The organism is Bacteroidota bacterium (assembly GCA_036522515.1).
Taxonomy (GTDB): Bacteria; Bacteroidota; Ignavibacteria; order UBA10030; family SZUA-254; genus VBOC01.
Genome location: DATDFQ010000019.1, coordinates 141,949 through 164,034, shown reverse-complemented (window position 1 = coordinate 164,034; position 22,086 = coordinate 141,949). Strand labels below are relative to the sequence as shown.

The window sequence follows — 22,086 nt, the reverse complement described above, 5'->3', positions numbered from 1 at the left end:
TGCTTCTCACGCATAGTAAGTCCCATGGGATCGACCTCTCGGAATGGTTACCAAAAGGTCGAAAATCTCCACTGATTTTGGAATAGAAATATACGTGAGGCAACAACCCCATTTGGAATAGATCTTTAGTGAGTCAAATCGCAATGTTGATTATCTCTCCGAATTCTCCTACCTTAGAAAAAATTCGACTCCCGGTGCGCCGTTATCCCCTCTACTTCGCTGTCGCGGCTGCTGTCTTCCTCTGGTGCGCCGCTCTCGTGGCAATACCTCTTGCCCGGGCGGCGGGCTTCTCCCCGGCGGCAGACGGGTACGCCTTCTTTTCGCATATCTGCCACCAGGAAGACGCCCGCTCGCTGCACATCGCGGGATATCCGATGGCAGTCTGTGCCCGCTGCTCGGCCATCTATTTCGCATTCTTCGCGGGCGTGTTGCTGAGCCCATTTCTTTCCCGCAGGATGCGAATGGGGGCGGCGTGGTTCTGGCTCGCGGCGATCATTCCGATGCTTCTCGACGTCGGCGCCGACCTCCTCGGCGTTCACGCGAGCAATCTCTTCACCAGGCTGGGATCGGGGGGATGGTTCGGCGTCATCGCCGCAACGATCCTCACGCCCATCCTCGTTTCCACCTGTTCCGGTTTCTTTCACCGTCCCCGCAAACTTCCCCGAACCGATCCATGAACCAAAAACCCGACAAATTCATTCCGGCGCTCTACGGCGGGATCATCATGGGGCTTATTTCCTCCATCCCGTTCCTCAACCTGGTGAATTGCCTCTGCTGCGCGGGCGTTTTGCTGGGCGGTTTTCTTGCCGTGATGTTTTACAAGAAAAACTTCACAGCCGATTCGCCTCCCTTCAATTCCGCGGACTGCCTTGCGGTCGGAACGATGGCGGGCGTCGTCGGCGCGTTCGTGGGGACGATTCTCTCGCTCATTTTCGCCGCGATCTTCGGAGATGTGGCTCGGGAGTTGCTTCTCAACCTGCTCAAGAATAGCTCCCTGCAGTTTCCCCCGGATTTGCTCGACAAGATAGAAGAGAGCATCAGGGAGGGCCGCTCGGGGTTCCGCATGGTGTTCCAGTTCGGAAGTTCACTGGTAATTGACACTATTTTCGGTTTGCTCGGGGGATTGATCGGATACAGCATCCTGAAACCGAAGGAGCTGCCACCGCCGCAGATGCCACTCCCTCCGCCGATGGCCCCGCCTTCATGACCCGGGGGGTCTGCGGGGCGGGCCCGAAGTTCTTGACGGCTCTGCTCTTCCTGATTCCATGGGTCTCGCGTTCGGCGGACGAAAAGGGGGATGGATACCGGATCGTCGCGCACCAGGCGATGGTGCGGATTTTTCCCGGGCAGAATGCCCTCTCCTGTTCCGACACGCTCACGATCCGCCTTTCGGGGAGGCGGGGTCACATCACTCTTCGCCTCCTTCCGGTCTTTGACGTCGAGGGGGTCGCCATCGGCGGGCGCTCGTCCCGCTTCAAGCGGGAGGGCGATTCGCTGCGGCTCGACGACATCCCTCCGGACACTCTGCTCCGGTGCGCGATCCGGTATTCGGGAGTGCTTGCCTTCCGTTCTGATGTCACGCTCCTGACGAAAGACCGGGCTGTACTCAGGGAGGAGGAATTCCTCCCGCACGGGAACAGCGAACTGGAGGAGGTCCGGCTCGGAGTGGTTGTGCCCGCAGGATGGGAAGCGCAGACGGTCGGAACCCTCATCCGGCGGGAGGAGCTGAAGGACTCCACCCTCTACCTGTTCGAACTCAAGAAACCGATCCCGACCCTCGGGTGGATTTGCGCCGGGAAATACCGGTCGAGCCGGGACGACAGCTCGGGGTATCCGGTGTCGGTCCACCTGTTCGATGAGGATTCGGCGGATGCCGGGAGGATTCTGCGCCTCGCGGGGAAAGTACTGAACTACTACTCCCGCACATTTTCGCCCTACCGGTTTCCGGATCTGAAGATCGTCGAGGTCGAGGACTGGCTCGGCGGAGGCGCGGTCCTCGCCGCCGCGATTCCCACCATGGTGCTGATCAAGAAAGTCACGCTCCACTCGGAGGACCGCTTCAACCAGGTCCGGACGATCCTGCCCCACGAAATCGCCCACCAGTGGTGGCCGATGACGGTGTTCAACGACGATGTGGACGCCGCGCTCCTCTCCGAAGGGATGTGCGACTATTCGGCGCTTCTCTTCAATGAATCGATGGGGACTCTTTCGGTTCGCGATTCCCTCAAGCATCACCCGCTTCTTCGCTCCCTGATCCTCCGCGCCGAGCAGGGGCGCGACCTTCCGCTCCAGCGGAAAGCCGACCTCCGGTCTCTTCCGACTCACTACCTGAAGGCCTCTTACATCCATCACATGCTCCGCCACATCCTCGGCGATTCGGCGTTCATCCGGCTCTACAGGGAGTATGCCTCCCGGTTCGGCGGAAAGCACGCCGGTCTGGACGACTTCCGGCGTCTCTCCGAGGAGATCTCCGGGAGAACGCTCGACTGGTTTTTCGAACAGTGGGTCAAAAACCGCGGGATACCGCGCCTCAAGATTTACAACGTGAAGTCGAGCGCCGAAGGGGGGAGATGGAGCACCCGGGGCCGGGTGCGTGTCGTCGGGTATGAGAAATACACGGCGCTTGTCGATGTGGGGGTTCAATCCCCGGCCGGCATTCAAAAAACTTCCGTCTGGCTCGGCAAAGACACGCTCGGAGTCTATAGAAACGACGTGCCCTTCGAGATCATTTCGTCCGTAAAGCCGGACCGCGCCGTTCTCGATCCCGACGGAGACCTGTTGCTCTATCAAAAACTTCCTGTCACGCTCTCGGATTTGCGGGACCCCGCCGACGGCCTCCTCGTCGTGGGAACGCGCGGGCACGCCGCCGAGCTGATGGCGCTTGCCCAAAAGGATTCCGCAGAGATGTCGGCTTCGTCCTGGTCGATCTCGATCAAGAGGGACGTCGAGGTGACGCTGGGGGACCTCCAGAGCGAACGGGTCTTCCTGTACGGGAAAGCATCCGAGAACAGCGCCGTTGCGGAGCTGGCGTCGAAGTTCCCGATCGGATTCCGGGGCGATTCGGTCGAGATCCCGGGGGGGTTCCGGGGCCCGGGCGCACAGGATACCGGGCTCTTCCGGAGCGGGACGATCTTCGACAGCACCCTCACGCTTCTCCAGTGCATCGAAAGCCCCTATCTGAACCGGGGTGTTCTGGTGTGGGTCGCGCCCCTGAGCGTTCTCGCCAAGCCGGCTCTCTCACCCTACGAGCATTCGTGGGTGATCGCCCGGGGCAAGAATGAGATCGGTTCCGGAATCTGGGAGGTAAAGGACGGAGAGAGGGTGGTGGAGATCAGGTAATCTTGAAGATTCGGTAGCCGCAAGCTTCAGCTTGCGGGCTTTTGATCGTGGAGATGTGTCATGGCGGGAAAAAGACCGCAGCCTAAAGGCTGCGGCTACCGTCTCCGAAAGATCGGCGCAGCCTAAAGGCTGCGGTTACCCCTTATCGAGCTTGATCCTGAACGTGGTACCCTTCCCGATCCTGCTTTCCTTCACCGCAATCTTTCCGCGGTGGTAGGTCTCGATGATCCGTTTTGAGAGGCTGAGCCCGAGGCCCCAGCCGCGCACCTTGGTGCTGTAACCGGGCCGAAAAATATCCTGCCGCTGTTTCATGTCGATTCCCTTGCCGGTATCCCTCACGTCGACCGTAATCGCGCTTCCCCTCGAGGAGATTGAAAACGTGATGCTTCCCTTGCCGTCTTCCATCGCGTCGAGGGCGTTCCGGATCAGGTTTTCGACGACCCAGCCGAAGAGCTCCTTGTTGATCTTCGCCTTCACGTGCTCGTCGGTATCGATCGAAATCTCGATGTTCGCCTTCTCCCCGAAGCGGGAGGGGAGCCTCCGCTTGAAATAAGCGATGATGGACGCGATCACTTCATGCAGGTCTTCCTCCTTCAGGCTCGGCTTCGAACCGATCTTGGAGAACCGCTCGGTGACCTGCTGGAGCCGCTGGAGGTCGTTTTCCATCTCCGTGATCGTGGAAAGCTGCTTCGGGTTGTCTGCCGCGTACCCTTTCATCATCTCGATCCAGCCCATCAGGCTCGAGAGGGGAGTGCCAAGCTGGTGCGCGGTTTCCTTCGCCATCCCCACCCAGATATTGCTCTGCTCGCTCCGCTTGATGTAGCTGAAGCCGATGTAGCCCATGATGATGAACATGCCGCCCACGACGATCTCGATGTAGGGGAGCCAGCGGAGCTTCGTGACGAGCCCCGATTCCCCGTAATGGACGTAATTCACGACGATCGACTCCTGCACCGCGACCCTGATCGGCGGGTTCTGTTTATCGAGCTCGTCGATGACGTGCTGGAAGAACTCCCGTTGTTTGTCGAGCGGGAGCGTGGAGTCGAAGGGGATGTTCCTCGCGCTCGTCTGGTAGGGAGGAAACGGGTGGTTGTGGGGATCGGAGAGGACCATCGGAAAATCGATCGACCGGATCACCTCCTCGAAGATGAAACTGTAGTCGAGCTGGTCGCTGAGCCTGTCGGCGGGGCGGTTCGGGCTCGCGATGAACTCGACCGACTTGGCGTAGAGGTCCGCGATGCCGCGCTCGCGGTCGACCAGCTGCTTGACGATATGGCGGGTGTAGATCAGGATGCCGACGACGATGAGCACCGCCAGCGCGATCAGGACGATCTTGATGTTTGCCGACCGGGGTCCGGCCATCAGGTCATTCCTTCACGAGGATCGTCTGATTGCGGTCGGGGCCGACCGAGATCATGCTCACCTCGGCGCCGGTGAGCGACCCGAGCGCCTCGACGTACGCCCGCGCGCGGGAGGGGAGCTCCGCGTATCTCCTCACGCCGCCGGTGGGGGCGTTCCATCCCTCGAGCGTCTCGTATTGCGGCTGCACGGCCGTGAGCGATTTCACGTCGGAGGGGAAGGTTTTCACCGGCTTGCCGTCGAGCAGGTAGCCGGTGCAGACTTCGACCCGCTCGAACGCATCGAGGACGTCGAGCTTCGTGATCGCGATCTGTCTCAAGCCGTTGATCATCGCGGAATAGCGCACGCTGACGGCGTCGAACCACCCGCAGCGGCGCGGCCGGCCGGTCGTCGCGCCGTATTCGCCTCCGGTCTCCCGCAACCGGTCTCCGGTCTCGCCGGTCAGCTCTGTCGGGAACGGCCCGTTTCCCACGCGCGTCGAATACCCCTTGACCACGCCGAGGATCGACGTGACCGCGGTCGGGGGGATTCCAAGTCCGGTGCAGGCGCCCCCGCTCGTGGGATTGGACGAGGTGACGAACGGGTAGGTGCCGTGGTCGACATCGAGGAGTGCGCCCTGCGCTCCTTCGGCGAGAATGCGCTTCCCCTCGCCGAGCGCGCCGTTCAGGTAGAGCGCGGTGTCGGTCACATAGGGGTCGATCTCCTTGTCGAACGCCTCATATTCGCAGACGATCTTCTCGACGTCGAGTTCGGTCTCCCCGTAGATGCGCTTGAGGATCCGGTTCTTCTCGGCGATGTTGCGTTTCAGCTTCGTGACAAAGACATCCCGGTCGAGCAGGTCGACGATCCGGATCCCGACCCGGAGGAACTTGTCGATGTAGGCGGGGCCGATGCCCCTTCCGGTCGTGCCGATCCTCTCGCCCGATTGCTCCCCGGACTGTTCATGGATCGAATCGAGCAGCTTGTGGTAGGGCATGATCAGGTGGGCGTTGTGGCTGATGAGCAGCCTGCCGGCAAGGTCGATGTTCAGGGCGCGAAGCTGCGCCACCTCGGCCATCAGGGCGATCGGGTCGATCACGACCCCGTTGCCGATGACGCAGGCAACCTCCGGATGGAAGATCCCCGAGGGGATCAGGTGCAGGACATGCTCCCGCCCGCCGATGACCACGGTGTGCCCCGCGTTGGCGCCCCCCTGGTAGCGCGCGACGATGTCGACCTTCTCGCTGAGATGATCGACGATCTTTCCCTTTCCCTCGTCGCCCCACTGGGCGCCCACGATCACCTGAACCGGCATGGGATCATCATAAATTGAAACTCCGATGAGATTCAGTTTCCCATCGGAGTTTGGATGCCATTGGATTTCGGAAGCTTACGCGGCAAAGCTCGCGATCGCCTTCTTCACGGTGGGGTGGAGCTCGAAGACGGTGCTCAGTTTCGTGATGACGAGGAGGCTCTCGATTTTCTTCGAGGCCGCGGCGAGCTTCAGGTCGCCGCCGGCGTTCCGCATCGTCGTGAGCGCGGCGATCAGCATGCTGAGGCCCGAGCTGTTCATCGTCTGCACGCCGGAGAGATCAAGGAGCACGTGCTTCTTGTTCTTCTCGACGAGCTTGTGCAGGGTCTCGTTCAGGTCGGTCGCGTCGGGTCCCCCCAGGACGCTTCCCTCGAGGCCGACGATCGTGACCCCGTCAGCTTCCCTGGTTGATAGTTTCATAGGAGATTTTTTCCGCGGCGGGGGGACGGAGCTTCTTGCCCGTTTTGTAGTTGGAATAGTCGAGGACGATCGCGCTGCCGATGTAGATCGAAGAATAGGTGCCTGTGGTGATTCCGATCGTGAGCGCGAAGGCGAACCCCCTGATCACTTCGCCGCCGAAGAAGAAGAGGATCACCGTGATGATGAAGACGGTTCCGGAGGTGATGATCGTCCGGCTCAGCGTCTCGTTGAGGCTCTTGTTGATGAGCTCCATCAGCCCCATGGAACGGAAGATCTTCTGGTTTTCCCTGATCCGGTCGAAGATGACGACGGTGTCGTTCATCGAGAGGCCGATGATCGTGAGGAAGGCCGCGATCATGTTCTGATCGATCTCGAAGTTCGTATAGGGGGAGAGGCCGTCGAGAATGGAGATGGCGGCCAGCGTCACCATGACGTCGTGGAAGAGGGCGACGATGGCGCCGATGCCGTAGATGAACTTGAAACGGAAGGCGACGTAAATGCCCATCGCCACAAGTGAAAAGATCACCGCCAGGAGCGCGTTTCTCCGCAGTTCCGCCCCGACCTTTGGCCCGATCTTTTGTTCCTGCAGAATCTTCGGGTTGTCGTCCGGGAAGGTTTGCTGGAGAGCCGTTTTGATCTTGTCTCCGATGACGGTGCCTTCACCCTGCGTCTCCGTCCGGAGGAGGATCGTATTCTCTTTTCCGTACGCCTTGATCTCCGACCGCTGGAAACCCGCGTTGTCCATCATCGAGCGTATCTTCCCGATATCCGCCGGCTGCCGGAACTGGATGATCATCTCCGTGCCGCCGAGAAAATCGATGCCGAAGTGGAGCCCCTTGATGACCGGCGAAATAAAGCCGAGGAGGACGATGGTGCCCGAAATGGCGTACCACATCTTCCGCTTGCCCATGAAGTCGATCGTTGTCTTACCGAAAAATCGCATCTCTATGCTCCTTGAGGATGGTTCAGCCGAAGCTGACGTGGGTTCCGCGTTCGATCAGGAGGTCGATAATGACCCGGCTCACCACGACGGCGCTGAACACGCTCGCGACGAGGCCGATCATTAGCGTCAGCGCGAAGCCCTGGACCGGTCCGCTTCCGAACTCATAGAGGATGATCCCCGTGATGAAGGCGGTCAGGTGGGCGTCGATGATGGCGCCTTTGAACGCGCGGTCGTAGCCGGCGTCGATCGCCGCGAGAAGAGATTTTCCTGTGACGGACTCTTCCCTGATCCGCTCGAAGATGAGGACATTCGCGTCGACCGCGATCGCCATCGTGAGGATGACGCCCGCGATGCCGGGGAGCGTGAGCGTCCCCTGGAACGCCGCGAGGACCCCCAGCATGAAGATCATGTTGAAGACGAGGGCGATATCGGCCATCGTGCCGCCCGTGCTGTAGTACATGATCATGAACACGATGATCAGGGCGAGGGAGAGGACCGAAGACCAGATCCCCTCGCGGATCGAGTCTTCTCCGAGCGACGGTCCGACGGTCGCCTGCTGGATGATTTCCACCGGGGCCGGTAGAGCGCCCGCCTTGAGCACAATTTCGAGAAGCTTCGCTTCGTCGCCGCTCTCCATCCCGGTGATCTGCGAGTTTCCGCCCGTAATCTTGGTGATCACCGTCGGGGCCGAGAAGCAGGCGTTGTCCATGATGATGGCGATCCGCTTCTTCACGTTGGCCCCGGTGATGCGGGCCCAATCGTGGGCTCCCTCGCTGTTCATCTCCATGTTGACGACCCAGGTGTTATACTGCGGGTCGATCGTGGCGCGCGAATTCACGATCACGCCGCCGGTAAGCTCGGCCTGTTTCTTCACCGCGTAGAGCGCGTAGAACTTTTTGGCGTCCGCGATGAAGGAAGGCTTTGCCGACCAGACGAATCCCATGTCCGAGGGAAGAATCTTCTGAATTTCGGGCCTCGTCAGGATGCGCATGACCTTGCCCTTGTCCTCTTCGGCTGAATAGAGCTGGCCGCTCCAGGCCTGGTTTTCCTGCTGGAAGGGGTTCGCGAGCGCAAAGAAGGGATGGTCGAGTTTCGCCTTCTCCTGCGCTTTGGTTTGTTCCGTCGAAAGCGGAATGAGGGAGCTGTCGGCGCCCGCGGGAGTCTCGTTCGCGGCGACGTTCTTTGACGAATCGGCCGTGGTGGAATCGGTCAATGTCGAGTCGTTCATCGGCTTGCCGCCGAGGGCCTTGTCGATCGACTCGTACACTTTGAGGGCGATTTCGGGCTCGATCAGGAGCTTGAACTCGAGCAGCGCCGTTCCCTGGAGGAGCTGGCGCACTTCGGTTTCCTTGCTCACGCCCGGAAGCTCGACGATAATCCGCTGGCTTCCCTGTTTCTGGATCGACGGCTCGGACACACCGTACTGGTCAACGCGGTTCCGCACGATCTCCATCCCCCGATCGACCGCATCGCCGGCGTCCTGCCGCAACTTCTTGATCACGTCGTCGTCGGCGTCCCGGAAGCTCCCGTAATACCGGCTGAGCCGCACCTGCTTCGCGCTGAACCGCTCGGCCACGAGGTCGATCACGTCCTGGTCCGAGGTCTTCGCGGCCGCCCGGACCTCGGTCATGATGGAATTGAACACATCGTCCTTGTTTTTCGCGAGGTCCTCGATGAGCTTCAGGACATTCACTTCGAGCACCACCCGCATCCCTCCCTGGAGGTCGAGTCCGAGCTTAATCCGCTTCTGCCGCGCGTCCTTGATGGCGGTTTCATGCTCCTCCGCGTACTTCTGGCTGTCGGCGCCGGTTAAACTTCGAAGCTCACTGGTGTACTTGTAGTCTTTGTAGGTCGGGTAGAGGAAGTACAGCGAGACAGCGACGGCAATTACGATGAACAACGTTCGACCGCGGTTTTTCTTCACGTAGGCCTTCTGAACTCCTTGGTGGAAAAAGTTGATTTGCCGATGATTTGAGCAAACACCGGGTAAAAATATAACGTAAATTTACCTGAAAGTCAATCAAAAACGGGCTAATCCGCTTGACTCTCGGGCTCCACTCCTCTATATTGTTTCGGCAATTCCGACCCCGAAACCAATTCTGAACCCGGCCGGCTCTTGAATCGAACGCGCGTTGGCGCCGCAATCCTCTCGCTCTCACTCCTCGCCTCCTCCGCGCGATGCGCAACCCCGGTGCGCGAAGTCCGTGCTGTCTGGATCACCACGGTGAACGGACTCGACTGGCCGAAATCGTACGACGTTTCCGAGCAAAAGCAAAGTCTTGTCGCGATCATCGACCGGCTCGCGGCCGCGCATTATAATACCGTCTTCTTCCAGGTCCGCAGCAGGGCCGATGCGATGTACCGTTCGGGGTACGAGCCATGGTCGCAGCAATTGACGGGGGTCCTGGGCAAAGATCCCGGTTGGGATCCGCTCGCTCTCGTTCTCGAGCAGGCGCACGCCCGCGGAATGGAAGTCCACGCCTGGTTCAACACCTTCTATGCAAGGAGCGGGAGGGCCCTTCCCCCCCAAACGAGCCCTCCGCACGTGATCCTGAAACATCCCGATTGGGTCCGGCTTGCGGAAGGAGAGTGGTGGTTCGATCCCGGGGTCCCCGCGGCGCGGCGATATGTGCTGAACGTCGCGATGGACCTCGTTCGCCATTATGACATCGACGGGATTCATTTTGACTTCCTCCGTTATCCGGCGAAGCTCTTTCCCGACGAGAGCACCTTCCGCAAGTACGGGGGGACCATGTCGAAGGAGGACTGGAGGCGGGAAAACATTAACATGTTCGTCCGGGCGTTCTACGACTCGGCAACCTCCCTGAAGCCGATGCTTAAAGTCGGCTCCGCCCCGATCGGGATCTATTCGAACATCCCGAACGTGAGCGGTCTTCAGAGCTACTCCGACCTCTATCAGGATTCGCGGGAGTGGCTCCGGGAAGGCAAGCAGGACTATCTGGTTCCCCAGACCTACTGGCCGTTCGGTGCCCGTCCCGGAAGCCCCGATTTTGGAGTGGTGGCGAAAGATTGGGCTCTCCACACGTACGGCCGGGAGGTCTATCTCGGCATCGGCGCCTACAAGCCGGAGGTGTTCGACCAAATACCGCAGATGATCGATGTGACGCGCTCTCTCGGTTTCCCCGGGAATTCGTTTTTCCGTTACGGGAACATCGAACGTTCGCTGGAGGTGGGAGGGAGATACAAGACTCTCGCGATCATCCCCGCCATGAGGTGGAAGGACTCGATTCCCCCGAACCCTCCGGCGTCTTTCGCTGTGACAGGAGCCGTGCGCGGCGGGTTCAGGCTGGAATGGGCTCCGCCACGTGAGGCGGCCGACGGCGATGAGGCGCGCTCGTATGCCGTCTACCGGTCGACCTCCTCGCCGGTCGATGTCGGCGCCGCGGAAAATCTCATCGCGCTTCTCCGGAACGGGGCCACCCGCATGTCCGACACGGTGATCCATCCCGCTTCCGCGCGGTATTTCTACGCCGTTTCGGCTCTCGACAAGGGAAATAACGAGAGCGCGCCGGTGGAATCGAGCGCGCTCCTTCCCGAGATCGTGGAAGCGCTCGGCAGGATCGCTCCCTCCTTCAGGCTGGGCAGAGCCTACCCGGAACCGGCCTCTTCGATCCTCTTCATCCCCTACGAGCTCGGTCAGGAGGGTCCGGTCAGGCTGTCGATTCTCGATGAACACGAACGCCCGGTCGCGGACCTCGTGCGGGCCTCTCAGCTCCCCGGCCGGTACGTCGCGTCGGGCGACCTTTCGAAGCTCAAAGCCGGAGTCTATTCGCTCAAGCTCGTCGCCGGGACTCTCTCCGCCAGCAGGACGTTCAGAATTCAGAATTAGGAAAGGCGGACGCGACCGAAAGGTCGCGGGTCCCCTTACGGAACCGACCTTGTCAGGTTTTGTCAGCTATGATCAACCCCACCCCCGGAAGAGAGAGCCGCTTCAACCTGACTTCGGCGAAGCCCGCCTCGCGGCACCACCCCATGACTTCGCCCGCATCATAGACGTTTCCTCCCGCCTCGTTCAGCAGGTTGATCCCCACCATCAGCGGGAGGAGTCTGTCCGCGCCTTTGCTCTGTTCGCGCTTGAACTGATCGAGGATGAAGAGCCGTCCCCCCGGCGTCAGGGCGGAAGCCGCCCTGGCGAGGAGATCCCGGTTCTCCCGGGCCGCGAAACCGTGAACAACATTGAAGATCAGTTCGGCATCGAACCCGGCGGGCGCGAAGGATGACGAGGCGAGGTCGCACGGCAGGAGTGAAATACGGTCCGAGAGCCCGTGCTCGCGTACGATTTCTCGTGTCCGCTCGAGCACCGGGGGCAGATCCGCGATTGTGGCCCGCAGCCGGGGGGAGCGCCGGCATAGTTCAATCGAGTAAAGCCCGTGCGAGCCGCCGATATCGAGAAGGGAGTTCGCCGTCCGCGGGAGCGTGAGGTGCGGAAGGAGGCGAGGCGCGATCAGCCTCGCAAGGTCCATCATCCCGTCGGTGTAGATCAGCCACTCGGCGGATGTGAAGGTGGCGGCGTAACCCTGTTCGGGAGCTCCCGACTTCAGAGATAGTTCGAGGGACATCCAACGGCCGTGAAGCAACTCGATATACCTCAGAAAATGTCCCATGTAATGCGCGGAACTTTTGAGGAGCCATTTCCTTGCCTGGGGAGCCAGCGTATAGCGCTCGCCCTTTCTGCGGAGGTAGGATTTCGCTTCGAGCGAGGAGAGGATCAGTTCGGCGCTTTGCCGGGGGAGTTCGAGCCGCGAGGATACCTCCCCGGCTGTCATGGGGCCCCGGTCGAGCGCTTCGAACACGCTGAGCCGGGAGGCAAGAACCAGCACCCGGCCAAAGAGGACTGCCGGGAAGGCATCGTAGAGCGCCGCCGGGAGGAGATTAAGATCGGCGGCCAGGCGCTCCGCAAATCTGAAATTCTTCATAGCCTAGTGGGGATAGCCTATTGGCTCCACTTCACTCCCACACGTCATCCCGAAATATTTTAGGTCGGGCTTTTTCTAAAAGCGTTGGAAGATGCTGACCTGGAGCATGTCAGCATGACGAGTTGGAGAGTTGTGCCGCGATACCGGGGGATGAGCGCGCCCCTACTTGGAAAGTTGATGCCAGGCATAGTTCTTCCCGTCCCAGTAGAGGAGGCCGCTCTTCCCCGAGCGTTTACCCACTCTGAGCGCATCTCCGGACAATTCAGGCATCGACGTCTTCCGGCCGGAGAGCGTGGCATGCTGGCGATGGAGGCTCCAGACTTCGACCCACTTGAAATCGTCACCCGCTTTTCCGATCTGCTTGCCGGCCCCGAGGATCGAGACCGGGACAAAGAGCGCTTGAACCTTCTTGGTATGGAAGATCGCTACGCCGAGCATGCCGCTCGAAGTCTCTTCGATCTGGATGGCAACGTCCCGCTTGTCGTCCCCGTTGAAGTCGCCGCGGAGTATGCGCGGATAGAGCCGGAACACGATGGTGTAACGCTGATCGAGGTGCCTCGCAGCGAATTCATTCCGGACCCATTTCGGAATATCTTTCAGCGGGTTTTCGATGAGATGGCCGCCGCCCTGAGGGTAAGCCGCTGAGGCGAAGAAGAGTATCAGGACAATGAGTTTTTTCATCGGGGAGCTCTCCTTGAATTAATCCGTTATTTCGAGGTGCCTCGCTTGCCGGTCCGGTAGGCGGCCACGGCCCGTTCGACCCGGTCGAGCAGGTCCTGGGAATAGAGGTTGCCGACGAGCAGGCGCCGCGACTTGCGGCCGATCTCCTCGTAACTTCGCAACGCCTCCGGCGAGGGGGGTTCAACGATCGTGATCCCGTTTTTCCTGAGCGTTTCCATCGCCTTCTCATTTTCCCGGCGGCTCACGTCGGTCAGCTTCTTCATGTAGATCGCCCCGTTCCGGAGGAGGATCTCCCGGAGGTCGGCCGGCAACTCCTCGAATTTCTTCCGGGAGATGATCACCGCTCCCGAGGCGTTCGCCAGGGGCACGTCGAGCATATACTTCGACCGCGAAAACCACTGGAGGGCGATGCACCCGAGGGGCGAAGTGTAAAAGCCGTCGATCAGGTTCGTCTGGAGGGAGGTCAGCACGTCCGTGATCGAAAGAGAGATGGGGCTGACGTTCATCGTCTTGAACGCCGCTTCCGCGATCGGATCCCCTTCCCACATCCACATCTTGACTTTCTTCAGATCATCGGGGCTGCGGACCGGCGTGTTCGAGAACACGTAGATGAAGCCCACCTCCGCCCACCCCAGGTTGACGAACCCGTTTTCCTCAAACGCCTTGTTGAACTCCGCGTCGAATTCCTTATGGATTGCATCGGCTTCATCCGCCGACTTGAACAGAAAGGGAGCGTCGAGGATCCTGAGCGGCCGGGAAATTGTCGTCATCCCGTTCCCGGTGATGCCCGCGCTCTGGAGCTGGCCGAGTTTGATCTTCCGGAGGACGTCCTTCTCGTCGCCCTGGATATTGTTCGGGTAAATCTTGAATCCGAGCCGGCCTCCGCTTTCCTTCCGGATCTGGCGGTCAAACTCCCGCATGACGGTCATCCAGGGGCTCCCGTCGGGCGCAACCGTGGCAAACTTGATCGTATATTGCGGCTGGGCGGAGAGGGCGGAAAGCCCCCCGAGGCCGACGAGAAGGAGCGCGCACAAGCGGGCGGCCATACATGTTCGGATGCGGTTCATTCGGATTCCCGTCAATTGGTTCAGAAGATCTCTTCGATATGGGAGCGGAGGAGCCTGGCCTTCTTCTTGGCGATCGCATTTGAGAGCCTGGACTCGGGCAGGATATCGATCGACGCCGTGTCCACCGCGGTCAGGCAGCGCTCGAAGAGCTCCCTGTTCTGGGTCTGGTAGGCGTACGTCTGGGCGTAATAGATGTAGGTCATCAGGAATTTTCCCCCGTTGATCCGCAGGCAATCCTCAAAATACCCGCGCGCGCGCGCCGTGTCCCCGCCGAGCATGTTGGAGCGGCTCGCATAGAGGGTGCCGAGAAAGAAATCAGCCCCGCCATAGAAGAACGTGGGGTCTTTTTCGTGGACAAATTGCATCAGGGCCTCCACCCTGGGGAGTTCGGCAATCCCGGCCGAATTGCTGAGATCGGAGCGTATCAGGCTTCCCCAGGCGACGGCAGTCCAGAACACAGCCGGCACGTCCTCCTTCGAGAGCGTGGCAAGCGACGCCGCGAAATCCCCGATTCCGAGGCCCAGGCCGGCTGCAATCCGATCGTGCCTGCGCAGGATACGGAGCCCGAACTCCTTGGCCCTCGAATAGAAAAGCCGGGCCCGCTCGATACTGTCGTCCTCGACGAATCCGAGCGCGTAGCTGGAATACCCGATCGAGGCGAGGAGAAGGTAATGGGTGTTATCCGGGTCCTTTTCGAGGATCGTTTCGATAAGCTTGAGGTTCGAGGCGATGCTCCGGTCCGCAAGCTCCAGGTCCTGTTCCTGGTTGAGCACCTCAAAACCGGTTTGCATGATGCCCCCGAGCGAGCTGACAGCGATTTGCTGGAAACAGCCCGAAAATGCGATCGTCGAAATTGAGATGAGGAAAAAGCCTTTCATAATCGCTGCAATATACAAAATGTCGGGAAGATGCAAAATGAGGAGGGATGCCCGTCACATCGGGGTGACGCGGCCCCAGGAGAAGCGCGCAGACGGTCGAATCGGATAAATCATGCAGCACCGGATGGTTTTGAACTGAGATTAAAAAGTTTTAATTTCCGTTTAACACTTGAGAACCGGCGCTTTGGTATATTACCCGCAGCCGCACAGACGAAGAGGCGCATGAAAATCCTGATCGTTGAAGACGAAAAGAAAGTAGCGAAATTCCTGAAGCAGGGATTGGAAGAGGAACGGTACGCCGTCGAAGTGGCGTATGACGGCGCCCAGGGCGAGGCCATGGCATCCGCCGGAAATTACGACCTGATCATTCTCGACATCCTCCTCCCCAAGAAGGACGGAATCCTCGTGCTCAAAGATCTCCGGTCGAAACAGATCCGGACCCCGGTCCTGATGCTGACCGCCAAGAGCGCGGTGGAGGAGAAAGTGGAGGGGCTCGATTCCGGGGCCGACGACTATCTCACCAAGCCGTTTGCGTTCGCGGAGCTGGTGGCGCGCGTGCGCTCCCTCATCCGCCGGGGGGCCCTGGAAAAGTCGACCCTCTTGAAGATCGCCGACCTCCAGCTCGATACGGTCGCCCATAAGGCGAAAAGGGGGGAAACCTCGATCGAGCTGACCGGCAAGGAGTACGCGCTCCTGGAGTATTTCATGCGAAACGTCAACCGGGTCCTCACGCGCACCATCCTCTCGGAGCATATCTGGCATTACAACTTCGATACCGGCACGAACGTCATCGACGTTTATGTCAACCACCTTCGCAGCAAGATCGACGACGGGTTTGAGGCGAAACTTCTCCATACGATCCGCGGTGTCGGATACGTCCTGAAAGACGACTAGCGTGGTCAGTCTGTTCAGATCGATCCGCGCGAAGCTCATCTACTGGTACTCGTTCATTCTCCTCACCACCCTGGTTGCCTTCGGCCTGACCGAGTACATGTACTCGGGCGAGCGGCTCGCGGAGAACCTCGACCGCTCCCTGAGGAACGAAGTGGTGTGGGTCAAGAGTTCGATCGAGCTCCGGAGGTCGAAGGGAAGGCCGGCGAGGAGAACATTCCCCCCTCGGACAGTCCCGACAGTGCCCGACAGCGCCCGGGCCGCGGGCGAGCATGCCGCCGATTCCACGGCGGTGGACGAAGCGATCTGGCAGGAAGTCTATGCGCACGCGTTGTCGAACCCGAAGAAAACGCTGATCGAAGTCACGAACCGGAACTGGGGGGCGATAGAATTCCGGTCGTTCGGCCCCGGGGAAGACAGCCTGATGGCGGCAGCGGAGAGCGTCATGGCGCCTGAGCTCCGCCTCGATTCGGTCATCACCAAGACCCTGCGCGACCAGCACGGGATGGAGCTGAGGGTGGCGGCCACCATGACCCCCGATCTCGACATTTTCGTCGCCTACCCTCTTGCGGACCTGAACGACGCGCTTGCGAACCTCTTTTCGATTTTTCTCATTCTCATCCCGGCGGCCCTCATGGTGTCGGTCGGCGGCGGATGGCTCCTCGCCTACAAATCCCTGAAGCCCGTCGATCTCGTCACGAAAACGGCCCATCAGATCACGGTCAATAATCTGAGCCAGCGGATTCCGGAACGGGACGTCAACGACGAGATCGGGAGGCTCATCTCGACGTTCAACGAGATGATCGCCCGTCTCAGCCAGTCGTTCGACCAGATCAAGCAATTCTCCATCGACGCGTCCCATGAGTTGCGCACTCCACTGACGATCATGCGCGGGGAAGTCGAGCTCTCGCTCCGCAGCACGAAGGACCCGGAGGAATACCGGCGCGTCCTGGTGAGCAACCTCGAGGAGCTGCTCAGGCTCTCCTCCATCGTGGACGGCCTGATGACGATGTCGAAAGCCGATTTCAACCAGCAGGACATCCAGTTCGGGGATGTTCATCTGAAGGACCTACTGGCCGAGCTCTACGAGGACGGCAAGATCATCGCGATGAAAAAGAACGTCGCGGTCGAGTTGCGGAAGAACGAGGATGTGGTCATCATGGGCGACCGCCTGCGGTTGCACCAGCTGCTTCTCAACCTGCTCGACAATGCGATCAAGTACACTCCCGAGAACGGGCAGGTCAGCATGAGTTCGGAGCGGCAGAACGGTTTTATCAAGGTCCGGGTCGCGGATTCCGGCGTCGGAATCCCGCGGGACCAGTTGGGGAAGATTTTCGACCGTTTTTACCGCGTCGACCGGGCGCGGTCGCGCGAGATGGGGGGGAGCGGGCTCGGGCTCGCGATCGCCAAGTGGATCGCCGAGCTTCACCGCGGGCACATCGACGTGGAGAGCGAGGTGGGCAAAGGGAGCACGTTCACGGTTTTCCTGCCGCTGTAAAGCATACCTGCCTACCTTCATATTGTCATCCTGAGCGAAGCGAAGGATCTTCGGGGGGCTTTAGATGAACCAATACTTTGTCTACATCATGACCAACAAAAAACGGGGTGTCCTCTACACGGGCGTCTCAAATAATCTTGAGCGACGAGTTCAGGAACACAAGCTCAAACTTGTCCCTGGATTTACAAGCAAATACAACTGTACAAGGCTTGCCTATTTTGATTCTTCACCCGACGTCCTTGGTGCGATCACTGCGGAGAAACGCATCAAAGGGTGGACAAGACAAAAAAAGATCGCCTTGATCGAGTCTGGTAATCCAAAGTGGAGAGATCTGAGTGAAGGATGGTACGAGTAACGACACGCCGGAGATTCTTCGCTTCACTTCGTTTCGCTCAGAATGACACCGCTGGGTGAGGGGCGACCTTTAGGTCGCGTTAGGTTTGGCGCAAGCTAAAGCTTGCGGCTACCGGTACCTCTGACGTCCCCTATTCCTTCGCGACGCTCCAGCGCCCTTCGTCGTCCTTCACGTAGGCAAGCCCGTTGGTCATGTGAAAGACTTCGCGGCCCCGGGCGTCGATGCTTCTGCGCTCCTCCACCACCCTGATTCCGTTATTCTCGTTCGCAAGGAATGCGAGAAGCGCGCTCATCGTCGGGGCCACATCGGAGAGCCACATGCCGTCGCTCTCCTTCATGAATGCTCTGCTCAACGGATTCCTAGAGGTCCGGTCCGAGGGAGAAATAAAACTTCGGGGTGGAGAAGTCCTTCAGGTTGAAGGCGTAGGCGACGTCGAACTTGAGGAGGAATCCGAGGAAGACGACCCTCACACCGTAGCCCATTCCCGTCAGGAGGTCCTTCATGTAGAGGTTGCCGCCGGCGTCCCTGTCGATTCCCTTGAAATCGTCCCTCCCCGACCATGCCGATCCCATGTCGAGAAAAATGACGCCGTTGAGGCTCTGGAAGAATATCGGAAGCGGGCCGGCGACAAAATATCCGAAAAACGGAAACCTGAATTCCATGTTCATCAGCCCGTATTTGGTGCCGATCTTCGCGTTGTAATTATAGCCGCGGAGAGGAATCCCCGAGGTCAGAAACACGTAATCCTCCGCGTTGTCGATCGGAATGTGGTCGTTCTCGAATTGCCGGTTGATCCAGTTGTCGACTCCCCCCACGATGAACCGCTGCGGATCCTCCCCGAAGCTTCCCCCTCCGGCGAGCCGGAAGGCGAACGTGTAATTTTTCCAGAGCCGGAAGTAGGTGCGGTAGTCGCCGGTCACCGTGTAGAATCCGAGGGCTTCACCCCCGATCTTCGGGCTCGCGAGCACCGAGAGGTTGTAGCGGTCGCCGTTGACGGGGGCGATCAATCCCCAGAGGCTGTTGTCGTGGACATAACTGAGCTCCGTGAGGATGAGGCTCCGCCGCTGGGAGGGCTGGAACGTCAGGTCGACGTTTTCCCTGGTGATGTTGTACCATGAGAGGTTGAACTCCAGGCGTTCGAAGTGCGTGAGCGGGTAGGAGGCGAGCCCGGTCACCCCGTAGTTCCTGAACCGGTAGAGGCTCGACCCGTTGACGCTGTCGTCGAGGACGAGAAACCGCGCGCTGTGGAACGCCTGAATCCCGTAATCGATCCGCTTCGGCAGGTAGAGATAGGCCAGCGCGTAATCGCTGTTCTTCAGATCGAAGAGCAGGTTGGTCAGGAGGAAGAGCTGGTGGTCGCCGAGCATGTCGCTGAAGGCCATCAGCGTCGATCCCTGCACGCCGTAGAAGGTGTTGTAGCCGGCGTTCCCGTAGACGATGTCGGGTGAAAAGTTCAGCTTGTACTTGTTGATCTTGTAATTCCCCGTCGAATCGAGGTTGTCGGTGATCGCGAACGTCTTCGCCGAGTCGGGCTTCTTCTCCCGGCCCTCCCGGAAGACGTCGTTGAACACATAGTTCCGGAGGTCGATCTTGACCTCGTCGCCGTAGAGTTTGGTGGAGTCCCTCCCCTCCCCGCGCACCACGATGTCGTTCCCCACCTTCAGGCTTTCCTTTTTCGCCTCGGCCGTCTCCGTCCGCACGGCGGGCTGGCGGAGCCGCTTGATGAATTCGCTCGGCTCGATCTCTTTCACTTTCAGCGTCCGTTCGAACGGCATCCGCATCAGGAACACGTCGAACCCGCCGTCGGTGAGGGAGTTGAAGGTGAGCTTCGATCCGTCCTGGGAAAGGGAGAGCTGGTAGACCCCCGTGATCGAATTGGTCAGGGGCCGGACCGTTCCGCTGTCCAGGTCCTTCGCGTACACGTTGTTGATCCCGCTGACGTCGGAGATGTAGAGGAGGTGCTTGCCGTCGCGCGAAGCCACCGGAGAGGTCTCGTCGCTGTTCGGATCATCCGTGATCCGCGTGATCTTACGGGTGGGGAGGTCGAGCCGGTAGATGTCGGATTGCCCGAAATCGTACCGCTGCATTTTGAACCCGCGCGGGACCGCGGCCGGGTCGAGGTGGTCGTTCCGGTCGGAGGAAAAGAAGATCGCGTTGCCGTCGCCCGACCAGGACGGATCCCCGTCGCTGAAGATGTCGTCGGTGAGGTTCTTCAGCTCGCGGGTCTGAAGGTCGTACACATAGATATCGGATCTCCCCCCTTTTGCGGCCGCGAAGGCGATCCGGTCGTCCCTCGGGGTCGAGTCGGGGGAGGGGGGCGACCAGTCGACCGAAAAGATCCCGTCGAGTTCGAACTCGAGCTTCTCCTCCTTGCCGGAGTTGGCGTCGATGATGATGATCGCATCCTTGTCGCCGCTTTTGGCCGCGAGCGCCAGCCGCTTGCCGTCGGGGGACCAGGTCATCCCGGGAGTGATCAGGTGGAGCTCTTCAAAGTCCGGAGTGCGCTGGCCCTTCACGATCTTGTCCTGAATCGCTCCGTCGATGGCGCTCATGATAAACACGTCGAAATAATCGTCGCGGTTCGAGATGAACGCGATCTTGTCGCCCTGGGGGGAAATTCTCGGGCTCGTGTTGTAAAAGCTGCCGTCTTTCTTGTGGTCCGTCAGGCGGCGCGCGTAGTCCGCGGGGTCCTCGCGCTTCGCGATGTCGGGCCAGTACTGCACTTTCTGATCCTTCTGCCACCGCTCGGAAAGCTCGCTCACGCTCAACCCGATCGCGCTCCTGAATCCCGCGTCGACGCTGCGGGTCCCCTTGATGCGCGAGAGGATGTCGGCGATCTTCTGCTCGCCGTACTTCGTCGTGATATAGTTCCACACCGACTGCCCCCCGCGGTAGGCGAAGTACCCGTTCAGGTAGTCGATCGGCACGATGTATTCGTGGATGGTGGCGTCACGCATGAACATGTCGGAATTCGTGTCCCACTTCAGCGCTTCGTACTCGGCGAGCCCCTCGTTGAACCAGAGGGGGAGCTGGAGGGTGATGTTGTTCGCGATGATCGATTGGATCGATCCGCCGTAGAACATGTCGTTGATGACCGCGTGGACGAGCTCGTGATGGATCACGTGCCGGAACTTCTTGTAGTCGCCCTCGAACGGCAGCACGACGCGGTTCTTGAACAGCTCGGTGACGCCCCCGATCCCTTCCTCGAGGTATTCGTTCACGACGTTCGTCTGCTGGAATTCGTTGTGCGAATCGTAGACGATGATCGGCACGCGGTTCGTGAGCTGGTACCGGAACGACTTGCCGATGGCCTCGTAGGAGGATTCCGCGATATCCGCGGTGAAGTCCGCTATGTACTCGTCGCCCTGGTCGAAGTAGACGTCGAAGTGGGCGGACTGGATATAGTACCAGTTGAAGTGCTTGTACTGAACCTTGTTTTTCCCGAACACCGTGGCCTGCGCGGGAGCTCTCTGCGCGGCGGCGGCGGCGGCGAGGAGGGCGAGGAGGAGAAAGGCGCGGAGGGTCTTCATGCCGGGGTTTCGGGTTTCGGAACCCCAAGCCTGCGGAACACCTCGTTCATCGAGCCGGTCCGGTACCCCTGGAGATCGAGCGTGACGTAGGTGAAACCGAGTTTTTTCAGATGTGCCACGACCGACGTCCGCAGCTCCTCGTCGAAGAGCCGCGCGAGCTCCCCGGCGCCCACTTCGATGCGCGCGGTTTTCTCGTCGTGGTGCCGGACGCGGAAGTCGCGGAACCCGAGGTCCCTGAACAGGCTCTCGGCGTCGTCCACCTTCCGGAGGGCCTCCTTCGTGATGGGGAACCCGTAGGGGAAGCGGGACGAGAGACAGGCGAACGATCCCTTGTTCCAGGTCGGGAGCGCGAGCTCATGCGAAAGTTCGCGCACATCGTTCTTGGACATCCCCGCCTCGAGAAGGGGCGAGCGGACGTTCTGCTCGCTCTTCGCCTTCATCCCGGGACGGAAATCCCCCAGGTCGTCGGTAATCGTGCCGTCGGCAATCCACCGGATCCCGCGCGCCGCGGCGATCCCGTGGAGCTTGGAGAAGAGTTCCGTCTTGCAAAAATAACACCTGTCGACCGGGTTCTCGCTGAACTTCAGGTCGTCGGTTTCTTCGGTCCGGACTTCCTCGAACCTCGCTCCGAACTCCAGCGCGACGCGGACGGCTTCTTCATACTCGCGGGTCGGGTATGTTTCCGACCGGCCGATGACCGCCAGGGCGCGATCGCCCAGTTCGTCGACCGCCGCCTTCAACAGAAGCGTGCTGTCCACGCCTCCCGAGTAGCCGATCACGACGCTGCCGAGCTCCCGGAGAATGTTCCGGAGCAGCTCGTATTTTCTGAGGAGGTCAGGGGTCATGGGGATAGAAACAGGCGGTTCCCGCAATTCGGTTCCGCATCCTTCGTTTGCA

19 protein-coding genes are annotated in these 22,086 nt (G+C 60.1%); 7 read left to right on the top strand and 12 right to left on the bottom strand.

The annotated features are described in order from the left end of the window. Nucleotides 1–194: 194 nt before the first annotated feature. Genes VI215_03300 through VI215_03290 form a run of 3 tightly spaced genes read left to right on the top strand, consistent with a single transcriptional unit; the run spans nucleotide 195 to nucleotide 3,339 of the window. Complete coding sequence (locus VI215_03300) at nucleotides 195–677, top strand: DUF2085 domain-containing protein (protein HEY6191333.1); 483 nt, start codon at nucleotides 195–197, stop codon at nucleotides 675–677. After that, on the top strand, nucleotides 674–1,207 hold the full coding sequence (locus tag VI215_03295) for a hypothetical protein (protein ID HEY6191332.1): 534 nt from the start codon (nucleotides 674–676) through the stop codon (nucleotides 1,205–1,207). Before VI215_03300 ends, VI215_03295 begins: the two co-directional genes overlap by 4 nt. 32 nt (nucleotides 1,208–1,239) lie before the next feature. Further along, nucleotides 1,240–3,339 carry a M1 family aminopeptidase gene (locus VI215_03290; protein ID HEY6191331.1) on the top strand — a complete coding sequence of 700 codons (2,100 nt, stop codon included), beginning with the start codon at nucleotides 1,240–1,242 and terminating at the stop codon, nucleotides 3,337–3,339. A gap of 135 nt (nucleotides 3,340–3,474) precedes the next feature. Here VI215_03290 and VI215_03285 read toward each other — a convergent pair whose 3' ends face one another. The 5 genes from VI215_03285 to secD all read right to left on the bottom strand — a co-directional run bounded on the left by VI215_03285 (nucleotide 3,475) and on the right by secD (nucleotide 9,276). Then, nucleotides 3,475–4,701: a HAMP domain-containing sensor histidine kinase gene (locus VI215_03285; protein HEY6191330.1), complete on the bottom strand. Its 1,227-nt coding sequence runs from the start codon at nucleotides 4,699–4,701 to the stop codon at nucleotides 3,475–3,477. A 4-nt stretch (nucleotides 4,702–4,705) separates the two neighbouring features. After that, nucleotides 4,706–5,992, bottom strand: a complete 1,287-nt coding sequence (locus VI215_03280) for an adenylosuccinate synthase (GenBank protein ID HEY6191329.1) — start codon at nucleotides 5,990–5,992, stop codon at nucleotides 4,706–4,708. Nucleotides 5,993–6,067: 75 nt separating this feature from the next. Continuing rightward, nucleotides 6,068–6,409: an STAS domain-containing protein gene (locus VI215_03275; GenBank protein ID HEY6191328.1), complete on the bottom strand. Its 342-nt coding sequence runs from the start codon at nucleotides 6,407–6,409 to the stop codon at nucleotides 6,068–6,070. Beyond that, the gene (secF, locus tag VI215_03270; protein HEY6191327.1) at nucleotides 6,384–7,352 is read right to left on the bottom strand and encodes a protein translocase subunit SecF; all 969 of its coding nucleotides are present in this window, start codon (nucleotides 7,350–7,352) and stop codon (nucleotides 6,384–6,386) included. The genes VI215_03275 and secF overlap by 26 nt, the downstream gene beginning before the upstream one ends. Before the next feature lie 22 nt (nucleotides 7,353–7,374). Beyond that, the gene (gene secD / locus VI215_03265) at nucleotides 7,375–9,276 is read right to left on the bottom strand and encodes a protein translocase subunit SecD (GenBank protein ID HEY6191326.1); all 1,902 of its coding nucleotides are present in this window, start codon (nucleotides 9,274–9,276) and stop codon (nucleotides 7,375–7,377) included. Between the two features lie 192 nt (nucleotides 9,277–9,468). Between secD and VI215_03260 the strand changes: the two genes are divergently transcribed. Then, nucleotides 9,469–11,202, top strand: coding sequence for a family 10 glycosylhydrolase (locus tag VI215_03260; protein ID HEY6191325.1), 1,734 nt, complete (start codon nucleotides 9,469–9,471; stop codon nucleotides 11,200–11,202). Between the two features lie 52 nt (nucleotides 11,203–11,254). Here the strand turns inward: VI215_03260 and VI215_03255 are convergent, their stop codons facing one another. The 4 genes from VI215_03255 to VI215_03240 all read right to left on the bottom strand — a co-directional run bounded on the left by VI215_03255 (nucleotide 11,255) and on the right by VI215_03240 (nucleotide 14,915). Beyond that, on the bottom strand, nucleotides 11,255–12,289 hold the full coding sequence (locus tag VI215_03255) for a methyltransferase (GenBank protein ID HEY6191324.1): 1,035 nt from the start codon (nucleotides 12,287–12,289) through the stop codon (nucleotides 11,255–11,257). A gap of 162 nt (nucleotides 12,290–12,451) precedes the next feature. Further along, nucleotides 12,452–12,970, bottom strand: a complete 519-nt coding sequence (locus VI215_03250; protein ID HEY6191323.1) for a hypothetical protein — start codon at nucleotides 12,968–12,970, stop codon at nucleotides 12,452–12,454. Between the two features lie 26 nt (nucleotides 12,971–12,996). After that, nucleotides 12,997–14,037 (bottom strand): TRAP transporter substrate-binding protein DctP, encoded by a 1,041-nt coding sequence (gene dctP / locus VI215_03245; GenBank protein HEY6191322.1) that lies wholly within the window; start codon nucleotides 14,035–14,037, stop codon nucleotides 12,997–12,999. 20 nt (nucleotides 14,038–14,057) lie between these two features. Then, a complete protein-coding gene (locus VI215_03240) occupies nucleotides 14,058–14,915 on the bottom strand; it encodes a TRAP transporter TatT component family protein (protein ID HEY6191321.1) in 858 nt (285 codons plus the stop codon). Between the two features lie 222 nt (nucleotides 14,916–15,137). On the opposite strand from VI215_03240, the gene VI215_03235 reads away from it, so the two are divergent. The 3 genes from VI215_03235 to VI215_03225 all read left to right on the top strand — a co-directional run bounded on the left by VI215_03235 (nucleotide 15,138) and on the right by VI215_03225 (nucleotide 17,659). Next, a complete protein-coding gene (locus tag VI215_03235) occupies nucleotides 15,138–15,809 on the top strand; it encodes a heavy metal response regulator transcription factor (GenBank protein ID HEY6191320.1) in 672 nt (223 codons plus the stop codon). A 1-nt stretch (nucleotide 15,810) separates the two neighbouring features. After that, entirely contained in the window at nucleotides 15,811–17,304 is a 1,494-nt protein-coding gene (locus VI215_03230) for an ATP-binding protein (protein HEY6191319.1), read from the top strand. A gap of 64 nt (nucleotides 17,305–17,368) precedes the next feature. Continuing rightward, a complete protein-coding gene (locus VI215_03225) occupies nucleotides 17,369–17,659 on the top strand; it encodes a GIY-YIG nuclease family protein (protein HEY6191318.1) in 291 nt (96 codons plus the stop codon). Nucleotides 17,660–17,789: 130 nt separating this feature from the next. Here VI215_03225 and VI215_03220 read toward each other — a convergent pair whose 3' ends face one another. The 3 genes from VI215_03220 to larE are packed head-to-tail and all read right to left on the bottom strand — an operon-like array spanning nucleotide 17,790 to nucleotide 22,034. Further along, nucleotides 17,790–18,011: a hypothetical protein gene (locus VI215_03220; GenBank protein HEY6191317.1), complete on the bottom strand. Its 222-nt coding sequence runs from the start codon at nucleotides 18,009–18,011 to the stop codon at nucleotides 17,790–17,792. A 7-nt stretch (nucleotides 18,012–18,018) separates the two neighbouring features. Next, entirely contained in the window at nucleotides 18,019–21,189 is a 3,171-nt protein-coding gene (locus tag VI215_03215) for a biopolymer transporter Tol (protein ID HEY6191316.1), read from the bottom strand. Then, entirely contained in the window at nucleotides 21,186–22,034 is an 849-nt protein-coding gene (gene larE, locus VI215_03210) for an ATP-dependent sacrificial sulfur transferase LarE (protein HEY6191315.1), read from the bottom strand. The genes VI215_03215 and larE overlap by 4 nt, the downstream gene beginning before the upstream one ends. Between the last annotated feature and the right edge of the window lie 52 nt (nucleotides 22,035–22,086).